This is a genomic window from Actinomadura flavalba DSM 45200 (genome assembly GCF_000374305.1).
Taxonomy (GTDB): Bacteria; Actinomycetota; Actinomycetes; order Streptosporangiales; family Streptosporangiaceae; genus Spirillospora; species Spirillospora flavalba.
In genome coordinates this window covers 78,452-99,238 of the sequence record NZ_KB894099.1, presented here as the reverse complement: position 1 = coordinate 99,238, position 20,787 = coordinate 78,452, and the positions used below count along the sequence as shown (strand labels likewise).

General features: G+C 73.6%; 20 protein-coding genes. 5 read left to right on the top strand and 15 right to left on the bottom strand.

The window, feature by feature from the left end:
- Positions 1–114 precede the first annotated feature (114 nt).
- Complete coding sequence (locus tag C229_RS0122950; RefSeq protein ID WP_018657458.1) at positions 115–1,215, top strand: serine hydrolase domain-containing protein; 1,101 nt, start codon at positions 115–117, stop codon at positions 1,213–1,215.
- On the opposite strand, the gene C229_RS31535 is transcribed toward C229_RS0122950, so the two are convergent.
- From C229_RS31535 to C229_RS31515, 7 genes are read right to left on the bottom strand one after another with little or no spacing between them, the layout of a single operon-like run.
- On the bottom strand, positions 1,202–2,002 hold the full coding sequence (locus C229_RS31535) for an enoyl-CoA hydratase/isomerase family protein (RefSeq protein WP_018657457.1): 801 nt from the start codon (positions 2,000–2,002) through the stop codon (positions 1,202–1,204). The two genes, C229_RS0122950 and C229_RS31535, sit on opposite strands and share 14 nt — an antisense overlap.
- A complete protein-coding gene (locus tag C229_RS31530) occupies positions 1,999–2,823 on the bottom strand; it encodes an alpha/beta fold hydrolase (protein WP_018657456.1) in 825 nt (274 codons plus the stop codon). The genes C229_RS31535 and C229_RS31530 overlap by 4 nt, the downstream gene beginning before the upstream one ends.
- Positions 2,820–4,427, bottom strand: a complete 1,608-nt coding sequence (locus C229_RS31525; RefSeq protein WP_018657455.1) for a CocE/NonD family hydrolase — start codon at positions 4,425–4,427, stop codon at positions 2,820–2,822. Before C229_RS31525 ends, C229_RS31530 begins: the two co-directional genes overlap by 4 nt.
- Entirely contained in the window at positions 4,424–5,203 is a 780-nt protein-coding gene (locus C229_RS31520) for an SDR family NAD(P)-dependent oxidoreductase (RefSeq protein ID WP_018657454.1), read from the bottom strand. The genes C229_RS31525 and C229_RS31520 overlap by 4 nt, the downstream gene beginning before the upstream one ends.
- A gap of 9 nt (positions 5,204–5,212) precedes the next feature.
- Entirely contained in the window at positions 5,213–6,022 is an 810-nt protein-coding gene (locus tag C229_RS0122925) for an enoyl-CoA hydratase-related protein (protein WP_018657453.1), read from the bottom strand.
- Positions 6,019–6,750, bottom strand: coding sequence for an SDR family NAD(P)-dependent oxidoreductase (locus tag C229_RS0122920; RefSeq protein WP_018657452.1), 732 nt, complete (start codon positions 6,748–6,750; stop codon positions 6,019–6,021). The genes C229_RS0122925 and C229_RS0122920 overlap by 4 nt, the downstream gene beginning before the upstream one ends.
- Entirely contained in the window at positions 6,747–7,706 is a 960-nt protein-coding gene (locus C229_RS31515; RefSeq protein ID WP_018657451.1) for an amidohydrolase family protein, read from the bottom strand. Before C229_RS31515 ends, C229_RS0122920 begins: the two co-directional genes overlap by 4 nt.
- A gap of 91 nt (positions 7,707–7,797) precedes the next feature.
- On the opposite strand from C229_RS31515, the gene C229_RS0122910 reads away from it, so the two are divergent.
- Positions 7,798–8,430 (top strand): TetR/AcrR family transcriptional regulator, encoded by a 633-nt coding sequence (locus tag C229_RS0122910; RefSeq protein WP_018657450.1) that lies wholly within the window; start codon positions 7,798–7,800, stop codon positions 8,428–8,430.
- A gap of 6 nt (positions 8,431–8,436) precedes the next feature.
- Here the strand turns inward: C229_RS0122910 and C229_RS0122905 are convergent, their stop codons facing one another.
- From C229_RS0122905 to C229_RS0122885, 5 genes are read right to left on the bottom strand one after another with little or no spacing between them, the layout of a single operon-like run.
- Positions 8,437–10,041, bottom strand: coding sequence for an AMP-binding protein (locus C229_RS0122905; RefSeq protein WP_018657449.1), 1,605 nt, complete (start codon positions 10,039–10,041; stop codon positions 8,437–8,439).
- Positions 10,038–10,784, bottom strand: a complete 747-nt coding sequence (locus C229_RS0122900) for an ABC transporter ATP-binding protein (RefSeq protein WP_018657448.1) — start codon at positions 10,782–10,784, stop codon at positions 10,038–10,040. Before C229_RS0122900 ends, C229_RS0122905 begins: the two co-directional genes overlap by 4 nt.
- Entirely contained in the window at positions 10,781–12,556 is a 1,776-nt protein-coding gene (locus C229_RS0122895; protein ID WP_018657447.1) for a branched-chain amino acid ABC transporter ATP-binding protein/permease, read from the bottom strand. Before C229_RS0122895 ends, C229_RS0122900 begins: the two co-directional genes overlap by 4 nt.
- Positions 12,549–13,424: a branched-chain amino acid ABC transporter permease gene (locus C229_RS33135; protein ID WP_018657446.1), complete on the bottom strand. Its 876-nt coding sequence runs from the start codon at positions 13,422–13,424 to the stop codon at positions 12,549–12,551. Before C229_RS33135 ends, C229_RS0122895 begins: the two co-directional genes overlap by 8 nt.
- A gap of 7 nt (positions 13,425–13,431) precedes the next feature.
- Positions 13,432–14,604: an ABC transporter substrate-binding protein gene (locus C229_RS0122885; RefSeq protein ID WP_018657445.1), complete on the bottom strand. Its 1,173-nt coding sequence runs from the start codon at positions 14,602–14,604 to the stop codon at positions 13,432–13,434.
- Between the two features lie 383 nt (positions 14,605–14,987).
- Here C229_RS0122885 and C229_RS32370 point away from each other — a divergent pair, with 383 nt between their 5' ends.
- On the top strand, positions 14,988–15,467 hold the full coding sequence (locus C229_RS32370; RefSeq protein ID WP_018657444.1) for a dihydrofolate reductase family protein: 480 nt from the start codon (positions 14,988–14,990) through the stop codon (positions 15,465–15,467).
- An 88-nt stretch (positions 15,468–15,555) separates the two neighbouring features.
- Here C229_RS32370 and C229_RS0122875 read toward each other — a convergent pair whose 3' ends face one another.
- Positions 15,556–16,227, bottom strand: coding sequence for a TetR/AcrR family transcriptional regulator (locus C229_RS0122875; protein WP_018657443.1), 672 nt, complete (start codon positions 16,225–16,227; stop codon positions 15,556–15,558).
- Between the two features lie 132 nt (positions 16,228–16,359).
- On the opposite strand from C229_RS0122875, the gene C229_RS0122870 reads away from it, so the two are divergent.
- Positions 16,360–17,601 (top strand): oxygenase MpaB family protein, encoded by a 1,242-nt coding sequence (locus C229_RS0122870; protein ID WP_018657442.1) that lies wholly within the window; start codon positions 16,360–16,362, stop codon positions 17,599–17,601.
- Positions 17,602–17,809: 208 nt separating this feature from the next.
- Here C229_RS0122870 and C229_RS0122865 read toward each other — a convergent pair whose 3' ends face one another.
- The gene (locus tag C229_RS0122865; protein ID WP_018657441.1) at positions 17,810–18,286 is read right to left on the bottom strand and encodes a MarR family winged helix-turn-helix transcriptional regulator; all 477 of its coding nucleotides are present in this window, start codon (positions 18,284–18,286) and stop codon (positions 17,810–17,812) included.
- 49 nt (positions 18,287–18,335) lie between these two features.
- On the opposite strand from C229_RS0122865, the gene C229_RS0122860 reads away from it, so the two are divergent.
- Positions 18,336–18,752, top strand: coding sequence for a hypothetical protein (locus C229_RS0122860; protein WP_018657440.1), 417 nt, complete (start codon positions 18,336–18,338; stop codon positions 18,750–18,752).
- A 1,296-nt stretch (positions 18,753–20,048) separates the two neighbouring features.
- Here the strand turns inward: C229_RS0122860 and phoU are convergent.
- Positions 20,049–20,714: a phosphate signaling complex protein PhoU gene (gene phoU, locus C229_RS0122855; RefSeq protein WP_018657439.1), complete on the bottom strand. Its 666-nt coding sequence runs from the start codon at positions 20,712–20,714 to the stop codon at positions 20,049–20,051.
- Between the last annotated feature and the right edge of the window lie 73 nt (positions 20,715–20,787).

The window sequence follows — 20,787 nt, the reverse complement described above, 5'->3', positions numbered from 1 at the left end:
TCATGCTCGGATTCTTCGCAATTCGTGCGAACGGCGACACTTCCCGTCAAGGCGCCGTTAGGGTTCACGCGGCACGTCGTGTCACCGGTCACGGCGGTTCAGTTCGGAGCCCCCATGCGCCGCAGTCTCGCCGCTCTCGCCGTCGCCCTTCCGCTGCTGGCCGGGGCGGTGCCCGCGCAGGCCGCGGAGGCGCCGCCGCCCGGGGTCATGGCGTTGCAGTTGCCGAACTTCGACGCGCTGTTGCCGTCCGGGGCGCCGGTGGTGCTCAGGGACGCGCCGCGTGCGCTGGACGTGCGGTACACGCTCGACGGGCGGACGCGGAATCTGGACGAGTTCCTCGCGCGGACCGCCACGCAGGGGTTCGTCGCGCTGGACGGGGACCAGGTCGTCGCCGAACGGTACGCGGCCGCCGACCGGACGACGCTGTTCCAGTCGTGGTCGATGGGCAAGTCGTTCACCTCGGCCGTCATCGGCATCGCGGTGGGCGAGGGGAAGATCCGGTCGATCGACGATCCGGTCCGCGCGTACGTGCCGGAGCTGGCGGCCACGACGTACGCCGACGTGACGGTGCGGAACCTGCTCGGGATGTCGTCCGGGCACACGTGGAACGACCAGGTCGACAACATCCCGCTGCACGTGCTCGCCAGCCTCGGTGTGCCGACCACGTCGCTGGCCTCGCAGCTCAAGCGCGGGTGGGAGCCGGGTAGCAGGTTCAACTACAACAGCGTGGACACCGCCGTGCTCGCGCTCGTCCTGGCGCGGGCGACCGGGACGCCGTACCACCGGTACGTGCAGGAGAAGCTGTGGCGGCCCGCCGGGATGGAGTCCACGGCCTACGTCGGCAACGACTCGCGGGGCAACGCGCTCGGCTACTGCTGCTTCTACGCCACCGCGCGCGACTTCGCCCGGTTCGGGCTGCTGTACCTCAACGGCGGCCGGGCCGGCGGGCGCCAGGTCGTCCCGCGCGCGTGGGTGGACGCGTCCGTCAGCCCGTCCACGTCGCCCCGGTACGGGTTCCAGTGGTGGATCGACGGCGACGACGGCTTCTTCGCCAACGGCCTCGGCGGCCAGCGCATCTACGTCTCCCGCAAGCACCGCGCCGTCGTCGTGAAGAACACCCTCTACAGCCTCAACGAGGCCGACTCCCTCCCGGCCCTGCGCGCCATCGCCGCCGAGATCGCCCGCACCCGCGCGGGCGCGCTCACGCCGGGGTGAGGTCGTCCAGCGTGACGCGTTCGTGGTCGGCGGCTCGGGCGTAGCGGTCGCGGGCCGTTGCCTGGAGGGCGGCCGACTCGGGGGTGGACAGGGTCTCGGCGAAGAGGGCGGCCTCCAGGCGCAGGCCCTCCGCGACGGGGAGGCGGGTGCCGTCGAGGAGGGCGCGTTTCGCGGCGGCCAGGGCCGGGGCGGGCCGGGACGCGATCCGGCGGGCCAGGCGCAGGACGTGGGCGGTGAAGTCCTCGGCGGGCAGGACGCGTTCGACGACGCCCAGCGCGTGGGCCCGGTCGGCGGTGAGGACGTCACCGGTCAGGACGAGGTCGGCGGCCCGTCCGGTCCCGATCAGCCGCGCCAGGCGCTGGGTGCCGCCCGCGCCGGGGATGATGCCGAGCGCGGTCTCGGGGAGGCTGAAGTGCGCGTCCGACGCGGCCCAGCGCAGCGTGCAGGCGAGCGACAGTTCCAGGCCACCGCCCCACGCCTGGCCGCTGATCGCCGCGATGACGGGTTGCGGGATCGTCTCGGCCCGCCGCATCGCGGTGTACCACGCCTTCGCGCGGGGCACCGGGCCACGGGACAGTTCGGCCAGTTCGTCCAGGTCCGCGTGCGCGACGAAGTACCCCGCGACGCCGCTCGTCAGCACGACGACCCGCACGTCCGGGGCCTCCGCCAGTTCGGCCAGGACGGCGTCGAGTTCGGCGAGCGCGGCGAAGGTGAGGAAGTTGCGGGGCGGGTTGCGGTACGTGAGGACGGCGACGCCGTCGTCGTCCGCGCGGGTCCACAGCGTCATGATCGGTCCTCCGAGGGGCCGAGGCCGTGTTCGGCGAGGAAGCCCAGCACGGTCTCATTGAAGAAGACGGGATTGTCCTGGTTGGCGAGGTGGGCCGCGTCCGGGACGACGACGTACCGCGCCAGCGGATCGCGCTCCGCCCACACGGGCATCATCCGGCGGGCGTTGCCGAGCCGGTCGTGCTCGCCGCGCAGCAGCAGCTCGGGCAGCTCGATCCGGTAGCCGGGCTCGGGGTGCAGCGCGCCGACCAGGCTCGCCATGACCGCGACCATGTCGCGGTGCTCCATCCGGCCCGCCGCGTCCCGCACGTAGGCGCGGACGCCGGCGTCCCGCGCCGACGCGCGCACCTGCTGGCTCATCAGCAGGCCGCGCGGGAACAGCGGCAGCGTGCGGAGCACCGCGCGGATCTGGAGCCGCTCCCAGCGGCTGATCGGCAGCGTGTTCCCCGCGCAGCCCAGCGCCACGAGCGCCGCCGCCCGCTCGGGGTGGCGGAAGACGATCTCCTGGGAGAGGTTGCCCCCCATCGACTGCCCGACGAGCACCGCGCGCTCGATCCCTTCGTGGTCCAGGAGCGCGAGCAGGTCGTCCGCGGCCGCCGCCAGCGTCCACGGGTCGCGGTTGGGCGTCGAGTCGCCGTGCCCCCGGACGTCCCACACCAGCACGCGGTACCGCGCGGCGAACACCTCGGCCTGCGGTTCCCAGGTGCGGTGGTCCATCGTGGCGCCGTGGCTGAAGACGACGGGCACGCCGTCGCGCGGGCCGCCGATCCGGTAGTGGAGCGTGCAGCCGGGCCGGTCGAGCGTCCGATGCGTGAGCGTCATGGTTCTCCCCGTCGGAGGGTCAGCGTGCCGCCGCGCACGACCTGGGTGGACGGACGTCCCAGCGCGGCGGTGGCGGGGGACTCGCCCGTCCCCTGGTTGCGGTCGAAATGGGGGAAGCTGCTGCCCGCGAGCAGCACCCCGATCCGGTGCCCGGCCCGGAAGCGCTGCGCGGTGTGGCCGAGGTCGATCTCGACGCGAGGTCCCGTCGCGCGGCCGAACCGCACCACGCCCTCGCAGACCGGCAGGATGCGCCCGTCCGGCCACCGGTCCACCAGGCGGGCGACGACGTCGGCGCTCGCCGCGTCGCTGACGACGTCCAGCTCCAGCCGGACGGGCCCGATCACGTCCATGTCGTCGTCGAGCGGGTCACCTAGGTAGAGCAGGACGTCGGGCCGCGCCGCCACGGCCCGCAGGTCGAGCGGGCCGGGGACGAGGCGTCCGAGGTGCAGGACGCGTCCGCCGTGGCTCGGCACGGGATCGCCCGGATCGTGCCGGAGGCGCGCCGTCGCCCCCTCGGCGGGCGGTTCGGGGGTGAGCCGTCCGGGCTCGCCGTCCGCCAGGTGCAGGACGTACGGGTCACCGGGCGGCGGCCACCGCTCGGCGGTGCGCCAGGCGTCCGCGCCCATGAGGAAGTACCGGACGGGCGCGTCGTCGCCGCCGCCGTCGAGGCACCGGCGGAAGAACTCCAGGTGCCGCCCCGGCAGCCGGGCCGCCGCCGCCGAGGCCGCGACGCCGAAGTTCACCTCGCCCTGGAGGTGGGTGAGCGCGCCGGTGTGCGCCCAGGGCCCGACGATCAGTTCGTGCCGCAGTTCCGGGTGTTCCCGCCGCATCGCGAGGTGGCCCTCGATCGTCGCGGTCGCGTACACGTCGTACCAGCCGGTCACGGACAGGGTGGGGACCTCGACGTCGGCGTGGTCCCAGTCGGGCAGGGCGCGGACGCGTCCGTCCAGCACGTCCGCGATCCGCAGCGGGAACCCCGGCAGGTCCAGTTCCGGCATCGTCCCCAGCGGCAGCCGCCGCATCGCCGCCTCCGGGTCGTGGATCAGCGCGGCGACCCGCGCGGCGAGCGCGGGGTCGGCGTCGGCGCCCTGCCGGGCGAGCCAGTCGGCGGCCATGTACGCCAGCCAGCCGACGAGGTGGTCCAGCCGCAGCGCGCCGCCGGTGTCGCGCGCGTCCGCGGCCGCCGTGGTCGTCATGGCGGGGGCGATGCCGCGCAGGTGCGGCGGGCGCAGCGCGGCGCCGAGCCAGGCGACGATGCCGACGTACGACGTCCCCGCGAGGAACACGTTCCCGTCGCACCAGGGCTGCGCCGCCGCCCACTCCACGGTGTCGTGGGTGTCCTCGGCCTCCTGCTCCCACATCACCGGACGCCACGCGCCGCCGGACGCGAAGCGGCCCCGCGTGTCCTGGACGAGCGCGGCGAAGCCCGCCTCCGGGCAGTGCCGGGGCCGGAGCGTGTCCGAGCTGATCAGGCGGCGCCCGTACGGCGTCCGGAACACCACGACCGGCGCCGGGTCCGGCGGGCGCCACAGGTCGCCGCGCAGGACGACGCCGTCGCGCATCGGCGTCTCCACGTCGGCGTCGACGTACGCGGACCCGGTCACGTCGCGGCCTTCAACGTGAGCATCGACCGCGCCATCTCGTTCCAGCCCGCCGTCGCGCCGCCGTCCACCGTGAGGCAGGCGCCGGTGAGGAACGAGCTGCCGGGCAGGGCCGCGAAGACGGCGGCGCGGGCGATCTCCTCGGGCGTCCCGAGCCGTCCGACGGCGGTGCTCGCGATCAGCGAGTCGCGCAGCGGGCCGGGCGGCCACAGCTCGTCCACCATGCCGGTGTGCGTCGGGCCGGTGACGAGCGCGACCGCGCGGATGCCCTGCGCACCGTAGTCGACGGCGACCGAGCGGGCGAGGCCGACGAGCGCGTGCTTGGCCATGTTGTAGACGGGGGAGCGGGGCGTCGCCGCCACCCCGCACATCGACGACGTGAACACGAACACGCCGCCGTCCCGGCGCATGTGCGGCACGGCCGACCGCACCAGGTAGAAGTTGGCGTCGCAGCAGACGCCCATCACTGTGCGGTAGTCGTCGTCGGTGATGCTGTGCGGGCGGCCCGGGACGTTGACGCCCGCGTTGCCGTGCACGACGTCCAGGCGTCCGTGCCGGGCGACGACGATCTCCACGAGTTCGGCGACCTGCTCGGGGTCGGAGACGTCGGCGGGCAGGATGCCGTCGCCGGGCGTCAGGTCGGCGCCGACGACGGTGGCGCCCATGGCGCGGAACAGCCGGGCGGAGGCCGCGCCGATGCCGCTCGCCGCGCCGGTCACGAGGACGACCCGGCCGTCGAGCCCGCCGAACACCTCGTCACGGGTCATGGTGTCGTTCATGATGCCTCCTCAGCGGCCGGTGAACTCGGGGTCGCGCTTCTCGACGAAGGCGCGGGCGCCCTCGACGGCGTCCGCGACCTCCCGGTTGTTGCGGATGTGGGCGGCGTTCTGGAGCCGCAGCGCCTGTTCCAGCGGCTGGCCGTACACGCGTTCGCGCAGCTCCTTGTAGAGCCCGATCGCGCGGGTCGGCGCCGCCGCGAGCCGCCGCGCCTCCGCGAGCACGACCGCTTCGAGGTCGTCAGGGGGGACGACGCGTCCGTAGATGCCGAGGCGTTCGGCCTCGGCGGCGTCGAGCAGCCCGCCGGACAGGAAGATCTCCGTCGCGCGCACCGCGCCGACGACGCGGGCGAGCATCACCGCCGTCCCGGCCTGCGCGACGTTCAGCAGGCAACTGCCGATGCGGGCGGTGCTCGCGGCGATGCGCAGGTCGGCGGCGCACACCAGTTCCGTCCCGGCCCCGGCGGCGGCGCCGTTGACGGCCGCGATCACGGGCTGCGGCGCGGTGACGATCGCCTCGACGATCCGCAGGTAGATCGGGTCGGCGGTGTCGCCGAGCACCGGTGAGCGGGTGCGGTCCCCGGCCAGGTGCTCGGCGACGGCGTCCAGGTCGTCGCCGCCGCAGAACGCGGTGCCCGCGCCCGTCAGGACGACGACCCGCGCGGACGGGTCGGTCCCGGCGCGTTCCAGGGCGTGCAGCAGTTCCTCTCCGAGCGCCCGGTCCAGCGCGTTGCGCCGGTGCGGGCGGTTCAGCGTCAGCCACAGCACGCCCGGCGCGGGCCGGGTGACCAGCAGCGGTGTGTTCTCCTGTCGGTCCGTCACGCTCTGACCATCCCTCCGTCGACGAACAGTGCCTGGCCGGTGATGTAGCCCGCCTCCGCGCGCAGCAGCCAGCCGACCGCCGCCGCGACGTCCTCCGGATGCCCGCACCGGCCGAGCGGCAGCCGGGCGGCGACCTTCTCCGCCAGCTCCCGCAGCCCGCCCGCGTCGAGCATCGGCGTGTCGATGAACCCGGGGCAGACGGCGTTGGCGCGGACGCCGCGCGGCCCCAGCTCGACGGCCAGCGCCCGGGTCAGGCTGAGCAGCCCGCCCTTGCTGGCGTCGTAGGCGGCCTGCCCGGCGAAGCCGGTCACCGCGATCGAGCACACGTTCACGATCGCCGCGCCCGGCTGCCCGGCCAGGACGGGCGCCGCCGCGCGGGCCAGCCGGAACGGCGCGGTGAGGTTGATGTCGTGGACGCGGGCCCAGTCGGCGGTGCTGTGCTCGTCCAGCGGGGCGCGGTGCTCGACGCCGGCGTTGTTGACGAGCCCGTCGAGGCCGCCCAGCCGGTCGGCGGCCTCCGCGACGAGGCGGCGGGGCGCCCCGGGGGCGGTGAGGTCGAGCGGCACGACGTGGATCGGCTCGCCGGGGAACCGGCCGCGCAGCCGTGCGCACCCGTCGGCGTCGACGTCGGTGGCCAGCACCGCCGCGCCCCGCAGCAGCAGGTCCGCGACGATGGCCCGCCCGATGCCGCCCGCCGCTCCGGTGACGAGGACCCGGCGCCCGTTCACGCGGCCCGTCCCGTGCCGAGGAGGCGCGCGGCGTTGTCGTGGAGCCAGGCGCCGACGACGTCGTCGGGGAGGCCCAGTCCGGCGACCTCGGCGGCCAGGTCGGCGGGTCCGGCGGCCTGGGTCCAGCTCGTCGAGCCGAACAGGACGCGGGAGCGGGCGATGGTGCCGCCGAGCGCCAGCAGGGGTTCCCAGCCCGAGCCCGGGACGGCCATGCGGGCGGGCCGGTGGGACGAGAACTCCAGGTAGACGCGGGGGTGCCGCTGGACGACGGCGAGCATTTCCGCGACCCAAGGCCAGCCGCCGTGGCCCGCGACGAGCGTGAGGCCGGGGTGCGCTCCGGCGACGCGGTCGAGGACGCGGGGCGCGGACACGTCGAAGGGGACGTCGCGGCGGAAGTGCTGCCCGCAGTGCACCCAGACCGGGACGTCCCGGTCGGCGGCCAGGCGCCACAGCCGGTCGTGCTCGGGAGCGGAGGGGTCGGCGCCGTCCAGGAAGGGGATCACCGACAGCCCGGACGCGCCGGAGACGTCGAGCGCGCGGCGGGCCTCGGTGAGCGCGGCGTCGGGGTCGGCCAGGGAGATCCCCGCCCACAGGCCGAGCCGGTCGGGGTGGCGGGCCACGAGCGCGGCGACGCGGTCGTTGACCGTGCCGCCCGCGACGGGCCACGGGCCGCCGTGCAGGATCTGGCGCGTCACGCCGCTCGCGGCGCGGGCCTCGACGTGGCGGTCGATGTCGAAGTCGCGTCCGAGGGCGGCGGCGAGGCGGTCGGCCGTGGCGGCCGGGTCGCGTACCGCTCCGGCGGCGACCTCGGCGGCGGAGCCTGCGGTGAGCGCGGCGAGGCGTCCGGCGAACAGCACGAGGTAGCGCGGCGCCCGCGCGGCCAGCGCGCCCAGGTATGCGCGCCAGCACTCGGTGTCGTAGGCGACCTCGCAGACGTCGATGACCGGTCTGCCCATGCGCGCCCCCTTCAGGTGTGTACAAACGTTTGTTTATCAGAGCGCGTCGTTTCAGGTCAATGAACGTTCATCGCGGTGATAGCGTCGAAGCGTGACCAGCACACGATCCCGGACGACCGCCGACGGCACCGCGATGCGCCGCCGCATCCTCGACGAGGCCGCCCGCCTCTTCTACGAGGAGGGCTTCCCCGCCAGCAGCGTCCGCAAGATCACCGCCGCGTGCGGGGTCACGGCGGGCTCGCTGTACAACCACTACGCGTCCAAGGAGGAAGTCCTCTACGCGATCCTGACCCGCGCCCACGAGGACTCCGAACGCGCCCTGGAGGACGCGCTGCTGGGCGCCGGGGACCGTCCCGAACGCCAGCTCGCCGAACTGGTCCGCGCCGTCACCCGCTTCCACACCGAGCGCCGCGTCGAGGGCATCGTCGCCCGCACCGAGTGGCGCCACCTGCCGCCCGAGCAGGCCCGCGAAGTGCTCGACGCGCAGCGCCGCGTCCGCCGCCTCTTCGAGCGCACGCTGGAACGCGGCCTGGCCACCGGCGCCTTCCGGCTGGACGACCGGCCCGCGCCGGTCCCCGTCGACATCGTGGCCAAGGCCATCCTCGACATGTGCATCAACGCCGGGCAGTGGTTCCGTCCCGCGCGCTCCCTCAGCGCCGCGCAGCTCGCCGACCACTACGCCTTCCTCGCGCTCCAGCTCGCCGGCGCCGACCCCCGGCCCTGACTCCGATCAGGGGCCGATGCGGTCGCGGCGGACGCGGACGCCCAGGGCCTCGCGGTCGACCGTGCCGGGGGTGACGCCCTCGGCACGGAGCCGGTGCTTCTCGACCTTGTTGGTCGGGGTGTGCGGCAGCTCGGGGACGACGCGGACGTACCGGGGCACCATGAAGTGCGCCATGCGGGGGATCAGGAACCGCAGCAGCTCGGCCGGGTCGATCGTGGCGCCCTCGACCGGCGCCGCGACCGCCAGGACGTCGTCCTCGCCCAGCGGGCTCGGCACCGCGACGACGGCGGCCTCCCGCACCGCCGGATGCGCGAGCAGCTCGGCCTCGACCTCGGCCGAGGAGATGTTCTCGCCGCGCCGCCGGATCGTGTCGCCCATGCGGTCGACGAAGAAGTACTCGCCGTCCACCGTGCGGAACGCGTCGCCGGTGTGGAACCAGCCGTTGCGCCACGCGCGGGCCGTCGCCTCGGGCATGCCGAGGTAGCCGGAGTTCAGCGCCCACGGCTGGTCGGTGCGCAGCACGAGTTCGCCGACGCGGCCGTCCGGCACCGGGCGGTCGTGCTCGTCCACGACGCGGGCCTCGACGCCTGGACGCAGCCGCCCGGACGTGCCCGGAACGCCGGGATCGGGGCCCGAGATGATCGGAATGGACACCTCGGTCATGTTGAACATCGCGACGACCTCGACGCCGAAGCGCGCGGCGAACTCCGCCGCGTCGTCCACGAGCGGCACCATGAACACGCGCCGGAGCGGATGCGCGCGGTCGGCCGGGGACGGCGGGCGCTTCGCCAGGAACGTCGCCACCACGCCGAGCAGCGTGACGTGCGTGGTGCCGGTGGCGCGGACGGCGGGCCAGAACCGCTCGGTGTCGAACGCGCCCACCAGGCTGATCCCGCCGCCCAGCAGCAACGCCGCGTACGTGCCGATCGTGCCGCCCGCGTGGAACAGCGGCAGATTCACCATGTACCGGTCGCCGGGCCCGAAACAGTCTCCGAACGCCGCCCGCGCGCACGCCGCGAGCTGCACGTACGAGCACACCACGCCCTTCGACGGGCCCGTCGTCCCGGACGTCAGGATCACCGCGTACGCGTCCCACGGCTCCGGCGTCTCCCCACGGAACCCCGGCGCGGGCGCGGCCAGCATCTCCGGCCCCGACACGGCGACGCCCGGCACCGGGGACGCGTCGCCGCCGAGCACCACGACATGCTCCAGGGCACCCGTGGACACGTCGGCCAGGCGCCCGGCCAGGTCGGCGTGCACGACCGCCACCCGCGCCCCCGACAGCCCGACCGCGTGCTCCAGCAGCCGTCCCCGGTACGCGGTGTTCAGCGGCACCAGCGTCGCCCCGGCGAGGTTCGCGCCGAACCAGACGCGCAGCGCGTCCGGCCCGTTCGGCAGCCACGCCACCACCCGGTCGCCCGGGCGCACCCCGAGCGCGTGCAGCCCCGCCGCGACGCGTTCGGCCTCGGCCAGCGTCGCGGCGTAGGTCCACTCCGACCCGTCCTCGAAGACCGCGTAGACGCGGTCGGGATGCTCGGCCGCCCGGCGGGTCAGCAGTTCCGCGAGCACGCAGTCGGCCGCCTCCGGCACCTCCGGACCCCACCAGCTCATCGCCCCTCCTCGGTCGTCCGCCCGGCCGCCGCGCCCAGGTACGCCGTGCGCAGCGCGGAACCGTCCGCCAGCTCGGCGGGCGTGCCCGTCGCCGCCACCCGGCCGTGCCGCAGCACGAGACCCCGGTCGGCCAGCTCCAGCGCCTGCCCGACCCGCTGCTCCACGAGCACCACCGCCAGCCCCTCGGCGCGCAGCCGGTCCACCGCCGCGAACACCCGCCGGACGATCACCGGCGCGAGCCCGATCGACGGCTCGTCCAGCAGCAGCACCCGAGGCTCGCGCATCAGCGCCTGCCCGATCGCCAGCATCTGCTGTTCCCCGCCGCTCAGCACCTCGGCGTAGGCGTCCATCCTCTCGCCCAGCACCGGGAACAGGTCCACGACCCGTTCGGTGCGCGCCCGCTCGACGGAACGCCCGCCCGGGACGTTCCACAGCCCGAGCCGCAGATGCTCCGCCACCGTCAGCCCGGTGAACAGCCGCCGTCCCTCGGGGATGTGCACGAGCCCGAGCGGCACGATCCGCTCCGGCGCCCACCCCGTGACGTCGGTCCCCGCGAGCCGCACCGACCCGGCCGTCGGCCGCAGCAGGCCGGAGACCGTGCTGAGGAGCGTCGTCTTTCCGGCGCCGTTGCCGCCGACGATCGCGAACACCTCGCCCGCGTGGACGGTGAAGTCCACCGACCGCACGACCGGCACCGCCCCGTACCCCGAACTCAGATCCGTGACGGTGAGCAGTTCCTTCATTGCGCCACTCCCAGATACACCTCGACGACCCGCTCGTCGCCCAGCGCCTCGTCCGGCGCCGCCGACGTCACCACCGACCCCTGGTCCAGCACGGTCACCCGGTCCGCGACGCTCGCGACCAGCTCGATGTGGTGCTCCACCAGCACCACCGTCGTGCCCGCGTCGCGGATCGCGCGGATCAGCGCGCCCAGCGCCGTCAGCTCGCGCGGGGTCAGCCCGGCGGCGGGCTCGTCCATCAGCAGCAGGCGCGGCCGGGCCATCAGCGCCCGCGCGACCTCCAGCAGGCGGCGTTCGCCGTGCGGCAGCTCGGCCGCCGGGGCGTCCGCCCGTCCGGCCAGGCCGTGCGCGGCGAGCAGCCGGTCGGCCTCGGCGCGCAGCCCGGCGCGTTCGCGGCGCGCCCACGGCAGCCGCAGCACGGTCGCCGCGCCGCCCGCCCGCTCCCGCGCGTACGCCCCGAGCAGGACGTTCTCCCGCAGCGTGGACGCGTCCAGCAGGCGCGGCGTCTGGAACACGCGGGCCACGCCGCGCCGCGCGAGCCGTTCGGCCGGGGCGCGGCTGACGTCGGCGTCGCCGAGCACGACCCGTCCGTCGTCCTGCCGGAGCAGCCGGCTGATCACGTTGAGCAGCGTCGTCTTGCCCGACCCGTTCGGCCCGACGATCGCGTGCACCTGGCCCGCCTCGACGGTGAGATCGACGCCCCGCAGCGCGTGCACCCCGCCGAACGACTTCCGGACACCGGTCAGCTCGACGCCGAGCGCGTCACCCAGCGGCGTCTCCACGCGCGCCGCCCCCGTCGTGCCGGGCTCGGCGGGCGGGGGAGCGGGACGGCTCCGGCGCAGGCGCCGCAGCACGCCGGGCCACGACCCGGCGACGCCCTGCGGGAGGTAGACCATGAGCACGAGCAGCGCGACGCCGTAGATGAGCCCGCGCCACTCGGCCAGCCCGGTCAGCAACTCGGGCAGGGCGAAGAACAGCAGCGTGCCGATGATCGGGCCGGAGAGCCGGGCCGCGCCACCGATGATCACGACCAGGAGGAACAGGATCGAGAAGTCGAGCGTGAAGTCGTCGGGTGTCACCAGGCCGTGGTGGACCGCCAGCAGCGCCCCGCCCAGCCCGGCCGACGCGCCGCCGCACGCGAACGCGAACAGCTTCGCCCGCGCCGGGGCGACGCCGACGCTCCGCGCCATCTCCGGCGCGTCGCGGACGGCCATCATGCCGCGCCCGAGCCGCGAGTCCACGATGTTGCGCACCACGACCAGCACCACGACGTTCACGCCGAGCACCAGCCACAGCAAATCCCGTTCCCCGAACTCGAACGACCCGACCGCCGGACGCGGCACCCCCACCAGCCCGGACCAGCCGCCCGTCACCCCCTCGAACTCCACGAGCAGGCTCCGCACCGCCATCGCGACGCCGAGCGTCACGAGCGCGATGTACCAGGACGAGAGCCGGAACGCGGGCAGCGCCATCAGCGTCCCCGCCCCGCCCGCGACCAGCACCGCCACCGGCGCCGCCGCCCAGAACGACCAGCCGTGGCTCACCATGAGGACGGCCGTCGCGTACGCGCCGACCGCCACCAGCGCGCCCTGCCCGAGCGAGACCTGCCCGGTGTAGCCGAACATGACGTTCAGGCCGGTCGCCACCAGCACGTAGATCGCGGCGGTCGTGGCGAGATAGGTGACCGTCGGGTCACCGCTGACGAGCGGCAGCGCCGCCGCCACCGCGAGCAGGACGAGCCAGGGCAGCCTGCGCCGCGCGAACAGATCAGACATGGCGCTGTACCGCCAGCCCCCGCAGCCCGTGCGGACGGATCACCAGGATCAGCAGCATCGCCCCGAACAGCACCACCGACTGCGATCCCGGCGACGCGTACGCGGCGCCCGCCGCCTCGACGGTGCCGAGCAGCCAGCCCGCCACCAGCACGCCCCGGTTATCACCGATGCCGCCGACCGCCAGGGCCGCGAAGCCCTTGATCAGCAGCCCGAGACCCATCGTCACCGACGCCAGCAGCAGCGGCGCCGCCAGCACCCCGGTGAACCCGGCCAGCGCACCGCCGAGCAGGAACGAGCGGCGGGTCAGCGACGTCGGGTCGATGCCGCGCAGCCGGGCACCGTCCCGGTCGGCCGCGACGGCCCGCAGCGCGGTGCCCATCCGCGACCGGTCGAGTCGGCCGAGCAGCAGCACGACCGCGATCGCCGTGCCCACCACCGCGACCTGGTAGCTGGAGAAACGGACGCCCGCGACCTCGTGGACGTCCAGCGACAGCGGCCACGGCGGCGCGACGGCACCGGGCTGGTCGTCCCACAGCCGCCCGGCGGCCTCGGCGAGCAGCAGCGAGAACGCCAGCGTGGTGATCACCCAGCCCGCCGCGTGCGCCGACCTGCGCAGCACGGGCGTCACCGCCACCCGCTCCTCGACCAGCGCCACCAGCGCGACGATCGCCATCGCCCCGGCGGCGGCCAGCCCCCAGGGCAGCCGCCCGATCGGGGACAGCGCCATCACCATCGCGCCGATCATGATCAGCTCGCCCTGCGCGAAGTTCACGACGTTCGTCGGCCGGTGCAGGACGTTGAAGCCCATCGCCACCAGCCCGTACAGGCTCCCGAAGGCCAGTCCGGGGACCAGGATCTCGGCGATCATCGCGGGGTCACGCCCCGTCCGCGCGGCGCCGCAGGACGCCGCCCATGCTCTGCGGCTCCGTCGCGGACATGAGCGTGCCGATCGTGACGTCCGCGTCCGCGATGCCCGAGTGGCGTTTCGCGGTGAACGACACCTTCGCCCGGGTGCCCTCGAAGCCGTCGATCCGGTCCAGCGCGGCCTTCAGCCGGGCGGGGTCGGCGCTGCCGGTCTCCTTGACGACCTGCGCCATCAGCATCAGGTAGTCGTAGTACGGGCTGGTCACCGCCGAGTAGCCGAGCCCGGCCGTGTCGGGGTGGGCGTTGATGCGCTCGACCAGCGCGCGCACGCGCTCGGACGGCCGCTCGCCGTCGGTGTAGGTCAGGCCCCGGTAGGTGGTGCCGTGGAACTTGTCGAGCAGCGGGCGCGGGAACTCCTCCAGCGCCTTGATGTAGTTGAGGTCGTGGGACACGATCAGCGGGTGGAAGCCGGTCGCGGCCATCGCCCGCAGGATCAGCACCGTCGCCTGCGGCTGCCCGGTGAACAGGCCGAGCCCGTCCACCCTGGCACGTTCCAGGTTGCGGACGAACGGCGTCATGTCCGCGGCGTCCACCTCGAACACCTCGACGGCGACGGGCGCGGCGCGGTAGGCGTCCCGCAGGGTCGCGGTGACCGCGTCGCGGATCGACGTCCCGAACTCGGAGTTCTCCACGATGATGCCGATCCTGCGCAGGCCCCGCACCTCGTACAGGAACCGCGCGGCGGCCCGCGCCTGCTGCGTCGTGTTGTAGACGAGCTGGTAGTGGAACGGGAACTGGTCGCCGTCCCCGAGCCGCTCCGAGCCGCCCCACGCGGACTGGACGAGCTTCGCGCGGGCGAGCGCCGACACCGACGCCAGCACCTGTGAGCTGCCGGTCGGCCCGACCACGAAGGCGGGCTCGTCCCGGATGAGCCGCTGCGCGACGGCGGGCTGGCTGGCCGGGCTGCCCTTGTCGTCGTGCTCGTCGACCCGGACGGCCGCGCCCAGCATCCCGCCCGCCTTGCCGATGTCCTCCAGCGCGAGCCGCGCCCCGACGTAGATCGGCTTGTACGCGGCGGCAAGGCGGCCGGTCTTCGGCTCGACCCACCCGATCCGCACGGCTCCGGTGCCGCCGCCCGACCCGCCGCTGCCGCAGGCCGCCGCCCCCAGTCCCAGTGCCGCCATGGACCCGGCCCCCACCAGGAACCCTCTCCGGGACACCTCACCCGCTCGGTATGTGACCAAGACCGCCTCCTCATGAGCACCAGGGCTGTATGAACGTTTGTATACTTCGCGACCTAGCACGTCAAGGACGGCAAACGGGCTGAACCGGTCACCGTGCGTGAGCGAGGCGGACGTCTGGGCCGCTTCTTCGGGATCTACGCCTTGAGGATGCCGCCGCGACCGATGAGTCCTGTTCCTGCGTGGAGTCGACCTTGTAAGTACACAGATGGGAGCAGCACATGGGGAAGCTGGCCGTGGTCAACTTCGTCTCGTTGGACGGCGTCATGCAGTAGGTCCTCTCGACCGACGAGGACCGGGACAGCGGGTTCGATCAAGGCGGCTGGGTGCTGCCCTACGTCGACGAGGCGGTGGAGCGGTTCATGAGCGAGGCCACGGCCGGCGCCGGCGGCCTGCTCCTGGGCCGCCGAACCTACGAGATCTTCGCCGCCGTCTGGCCGTACGCCGACATGAACGACCCTGCGGTGGCCGCGATGAACGCGATGCCCAAGTACGTGGCCTCCCGCACGCTCAAGGACCCGGGATGGGCCAACACCACCGTGCTCGGCGCGGATCTCGCGGCGGAGGTCAGGCGCGTCAAGGCCGCGTCCGAGGGCGAGACGGTGGTGCTGGGCAGCGGAGGGTTGCTCGAAACCCTCATCGAGGCCGATCTCGTCGACGAGTACCGGCTGCTGGTCTTCCCCCTCATCCTGGGGAGCGGGAAGCGGCTCTTCACCGACGGCACGAGGTCGCGCGACCTGACGCTCACCGCCACAGAACCGACACCGTCCGGCGTATTGATCAACACCTACCGGGCCGGAGACTGAGGTTTCCGTCCGGCAGTAGGGGCTCGATCCTCGCTCATCGGGCGGTCAGTCGACGACACGCGTGAACCGATGATCCGAAGGAAACGGCCTAGGGGGCGTCGGGCGTTCGCGGGTTCAGCATGGGGACGAGGAAGTGGCGGGCTATTTCGGCGAGGCGGGACTCGTCGTCCAGGTCGACCAGGGGGCTCGGGATCGCCAGGAACGACGCCGAGACGCGGACCATCATCTCCGCGACCAGGTCGGTGTCGAGGCCGGGGGCGACGTGGCCCGCGCTCTGCTCGCGGCGGAGCTGGCCCGCGACGAACTGGCGGACGCTGGCGAGCGTGCGGCCGTCGTCGCTGATCATCGTAGGGACCAGGAAGTCCGGCTCGGTGGCGATGAGGCCGCCGATGAGCGGGTTGGCGCGGATGGCGCGCAGCGAGCTGACGAAACCCAGGACGACACGGTCGGCCGCCGTCTCGGCCCGCTCGATCTCCACCAGGAAACGGTCGAAGTAGCGGCGGAACTCGCGCCGGACGACCTGCTCGACCAGGGCGTCCTTCGTGGTGAAACGGCGGTAGACGGTGATGCGGGAAACGCCCGCGCGGCGGGCGACGTCCTCCATGGTCGAGCGCTGGATGCCCATCCGGCAGAACTGCTCGTGGGCGGCGTCGAGAATGCGGGCGCGCGCCGCGTCGGTGTCGTCCACGCCCTCGACGGCGTCGCTGAAGGCGCGCTCCAGCAGCGAATCGGCGCCGGACGTCGGCGGTGCAGATTCCACGGTTCCCTCCCGGGCGGCGCTTCCACGATAGGTCTTGTGACCGCCGACACAGTGTGCTTCATTGAGTGATACGCGGATGCAGTCTACGTATCAACGTATCAACTGCTCCGTCCCCCGAGGAGGAGTCCAGGCATGGAGAAGCCCAGCAGACGCAACGTGCTGGTGGCGGGCGGGACGCTCGGCGCCGTCGGCGCGCTCAGCGCGGCGGTGCCCGCGCAGGCGAACGCCCTGTGGACGTGGTCGCCGCAAGGCTCGGTGGCCGGGACGGGCGCGGGCGCCGACCCCCGCACGGTCTGGGATCGGGAGGCCGACGAGCTGGTCGCCGCGCTGCTCGCGCGCGGCGACGTCCCCAAGGTCAACGCCGAGCTGCGGAAATGGACGAAGAACGGCCAGCCGCTCCCGTCCGGGCTGCCCGCCGACCTGCGCGGCTTCATGGAGAAGGCGCGGCGGCTGCCGTCCTGGGCCGATCAGGGAAAGCTCGCCACCGCCGTCCACTTCAACGAGAAACGCGGCCTCTATCTCGGCGTCACCTACGGGTTCGCCAGCGGGATGATGAGTACCGTCATTCCCCGGGAGGCCCGCGCGGTCTACTACTCCAAGGGCGGCGCCGACATGCGCGACCGCATCACCAAGACCGCGAAACTCGGCTACGACATCGGCACGTCCAACGCGTTCAAGCCGGACGGCGAAATGGTGGTGACCTGCGTCAAGACGCGGCTGGCGCACGCGGGGGTGCGCAATCTGCTGCCGAAGTCGGCGCACTGGTCGAAGGTCGCGGACGAGAAGGTCCCGATCAGCCAGGCCGACCTGATGGTCACCTGGCACAGCCTGCCGACGACCGTCATGCAGAACCTCGTCAAATGGAAGGTGCCGATCCCGGCCGCCGAATCCGATGCGTTCCTGCACTCCTGGCAGCTCACCGCGCACCTGCTCGGCATCCGGGACGAGTACATTCCGGTGTCCTGGGCCGAGGCGGACGCGCAGGCCGCGCAGGTGCTCGGCCCGATCCTCGCGCCGACGCCCGAGGGCGTGAAGCTCGCCGACATGCTGCTCAACCTCGGCGCCACCATCGACGGCGGCCTGCTCAGCAAGCCGATCCTCGGCTCCCTGACCCGCTACGTCCTGGGCGACGAGATCGCCGGCTGGCTCAAAATCCGCCGCGACCCCCTGTGGGATCCGATCTTCCAGCACGCCTGGGAACCGTTCATCGCCGTCCGCGAGGGCCTGCTCTCCCTGGAAAAGGCACCGGGCGCCCTGCAAAAGGCGTACTGGGCCTTCGACGAAATCCTCCGCCTCGGCGCCCTCCTCGTCCTCTCCGAAGGCAACCTCCCCATCAGCATCGAAATCCCCCACACCAACAACCCGAACTACTGAACCGGCTGCCCGGATCGGGGCGTCACGCTGGGCTACGTCTGAATCGGCTCGTTCGGGTCGCGGCGCTCGCGCTGGGCTACGTCTGAGCTGGCCCGTCCGGGTCGCGGCGCTCGCGCTGGACTACGTCTGAATCGGCTCGTTCGGGTCGCGGCGCTCGCGCTGGGCTACGTCTGAGCTGGCCCGTTCGGGTCGCGGTGCTCGCGCTGGATTACGTCTGGACCGGCCCGTCCGGGTCACGGCGCTCGCGTTGGACTACGTCGGTGAAGGAGGTGACGAAGTCGGTGAGGAGGCGGGCGAAGGTGGCGCGGTCGGTCTCTGGCCAGGCTGCCATGGCCGCGCCGAACACGGCGCGGCGTTGGGCGCGGGCGTGGGCGAGGCGGTCGCGGGCCAGGGTGGTGAGGGCGACGGGGGAGCGGCGGCCGTCCGAGTGGTCGGCGTGCCGGGTGAGCAGGCCGTCCGCGAGGCAGCGTGCGACGAGTCGGCTCGCGCGGGGCTGGTCGACGTGCAGGTCGGCGGCGATCTCGGTGACGGTGCAGGGCCGCCCCCGTCCCTCGATCGCGTCCAGCACGCCGAGCAGCGTCGGGTCGATGCCGTCCGCGTCGGCGAGCCGCGCCAGCGTCCGGCGGCTCTGACTCCGGCGGATCGCGACCATGGCCCGCTCCACGGCGTCTTCCGGCGTCTCCATGCATGTTAGGTTACAACTACATGTAAAAGAACATGCATAGAGAGGTGTCATGTCACAGCAACCGTTCGGCTACTGGCTCAAGACCATCGACTCCCGCTTGGAGGCCGCCTTCGCGCAGGCCCTGTCCGACGAGGGCATCGACCGCCGCGACTGGCAGATGCTCAACATCCTGTCCGAGGCCCCGACGCCCCCCGACGCCATGGACGAAGCACTCCGCCCCTTCCTCGGCCCGTCCGAGCCCACCCTCCGCCCCCGCCTGGAGACCTTCGCCACCCGAGGCTGGACCACCGAGACCCCCGAGGGCGTCACCCTCACCGACACGGGCCGCACCGTCCACACCCGCATCACCACCACGGTCCACACCCTCCGCACCACCGTCACCAAGGGCCTCTCGCCCACCGACTACACCACCCTCACCACCCTCCTAGAACGCATAGCCACCAACCTCGAACCCACCACCCCCTGACCCAAAACCACAACCCCCACCCACCCACCAAACCCCAACCCCACGCAAGCCAAACCCCACTCACCCGAGCGAACCCAGCCCCACCCGAACCCAGCCCCACCCGAGGCGAACCCCGCTCGCCCGAGGCCAGCCCCGCCCCGCCCGAGCCAGCCCCGCCCGAGCCAGCCCCGCCCCGCCCCGCCCCGCCCCGCCCGAGCGAACCTCGCGCGGGCGAGCGAACCCCGCCCCGCCCGAGCGAACCCCGCGCGGGCGAGCGAACCCCGGCCCGCCCGAGGCGAACCCCGCTCGCCCGAGGCGAACCCCGCTCGCCCGAGGCGAACCCCGCTCGCCCGAGCGGATCCCGCACGCGCGAGCGGATTCCGCACGCGCGTGGCGAACCCCGAGCGGATCCCGCACGCGCGAGCGGATTCCGCACGCGCGTGGCGAACCCTGCTCGCGCGAGGCGGACCCCGCGCGGGCAAGCGAACTCGCGCGGGCGAGTGAACTCCGCGCGGGCGAGTGGGGTTCGCTCGCGCGAGGTGAACCCCACTCGCCCGAGCGAAACCCCGGCCCGCCCGAGGTGACCCCGCTCGCCCGAGCGGATTTCGCACGGGCGAGCGAACTCCACCCGTCCAAGACCAACACCGGCCCGCCCGAGGTGAACCCCGCTCGCCCGAGCGAAACCCCGGCCCGCCCGAGGTGAACCCCGCTCGCCCGAGTGAATCCCGCGCGGGTGAGCGAACCTCGGCCTGCCGAGGTGAACCCCGTTCGCCCGAGCGGATTCCGCCCACGCGAGGCGAACCCGGCCTGCGCGAGGCGAACCCCGCGCGGGCGAGGCGAAGCCGCCTCGGGCCGTGCGGGCCGGGGAATCTTCATCCCCGGGGTCGCGTGGGGCGCGGACCGCCGTTCCGGGGGTCGGATGGAGCGCGGGAGCCCTGTTCGGGGGCCGCGCGGGGCCATCGGACCCCCGTCTCGGTCGTCGTATGAGGCCCGCGAGTCTCGCCCGGGGCGCGAGAGTCCAGTCCGGGGGCACGGGGAAGCCCCGTCCGGCGGTGTGCCGGGCGGGGAACTCCGTCCGGCAGTCGTGCGGGGCGGGTAGGAGGACCGCCGGGCAGTCGGGCTCGGAGCCGACGGACACCGGGCCAACCGGTAGTGGTACGACCGGTTTCGGTGCTGACGGGTGGTGCAGACCGGTAGTGGTGCCGACGGGCTCGGAGTTGACGAGTCCGGTGTTGACGGGCCTGGTGGTGACGGGTGCCGTGGTGACGGGTGCTGTGGTGACGGGTGCTGTGGTGGGTCGGTGTTGGGCGTGGTGGGTTAGGACGGGTCGTCGGAGATTTCCTCGGGGCGTTGGCCGGTGACGAGGTAGACGACGTTCTCCGCGACGATGACCGCGTGGTCGGCGAAGCGCTCGAAGTAGCGGCCCGCCAGGGTGATGTCGACGGCCGGTTCGACGCCGTGCTTCCACTTGGGCGACAGGAGGATGTCGAAGACCTTGCGGTGCAGGCGGTCCATCTCGTCGTCGTCGGCGTCGAGTTCCAGGCCGAGTTCGACGTCCTTGGAGGCGATGACGGAGCCCGCCTTGGCGACCATGCGCTCCGCGATCTGGCCCATTTGCAGGATCGTCGCCTGGAGGACCGGCGGCACCGCCGACTCGGGGTGGCGGCGGCGGGCCGTCTTGGCGATGTGGACGGCGAGGTCGCCCATGCGCTCCAGGTCGTTGCTCATCCGCAGCGCCGTGATCACCTGGCGGAGGTCGCCGGCGACGGGCTGCTGGCGCGCCATCAGCTCGAAGACCGTCTCCTCCAGCTCCAGGTCGATCTTGTTGATGTGCTCGTCCCCGCTGATGACCTCCTCGGCCAGCCGCAGGTCGGCGTCGAGCAGGGCCGTCACCGCGCGCGTCATCGCGGAGCGGACCAGCCGGGTCATCTCCACGAGACGGTCGGAGAGGGAGTCGAGTTCCTCGTGGTAGGCGTCGCGCACGTCGTCTCAATCCTGAAGGGTCGGGGGCGCGGCCCGGGTGCGGGCCACCGGGGCGGACTCGCCCACGCCACAG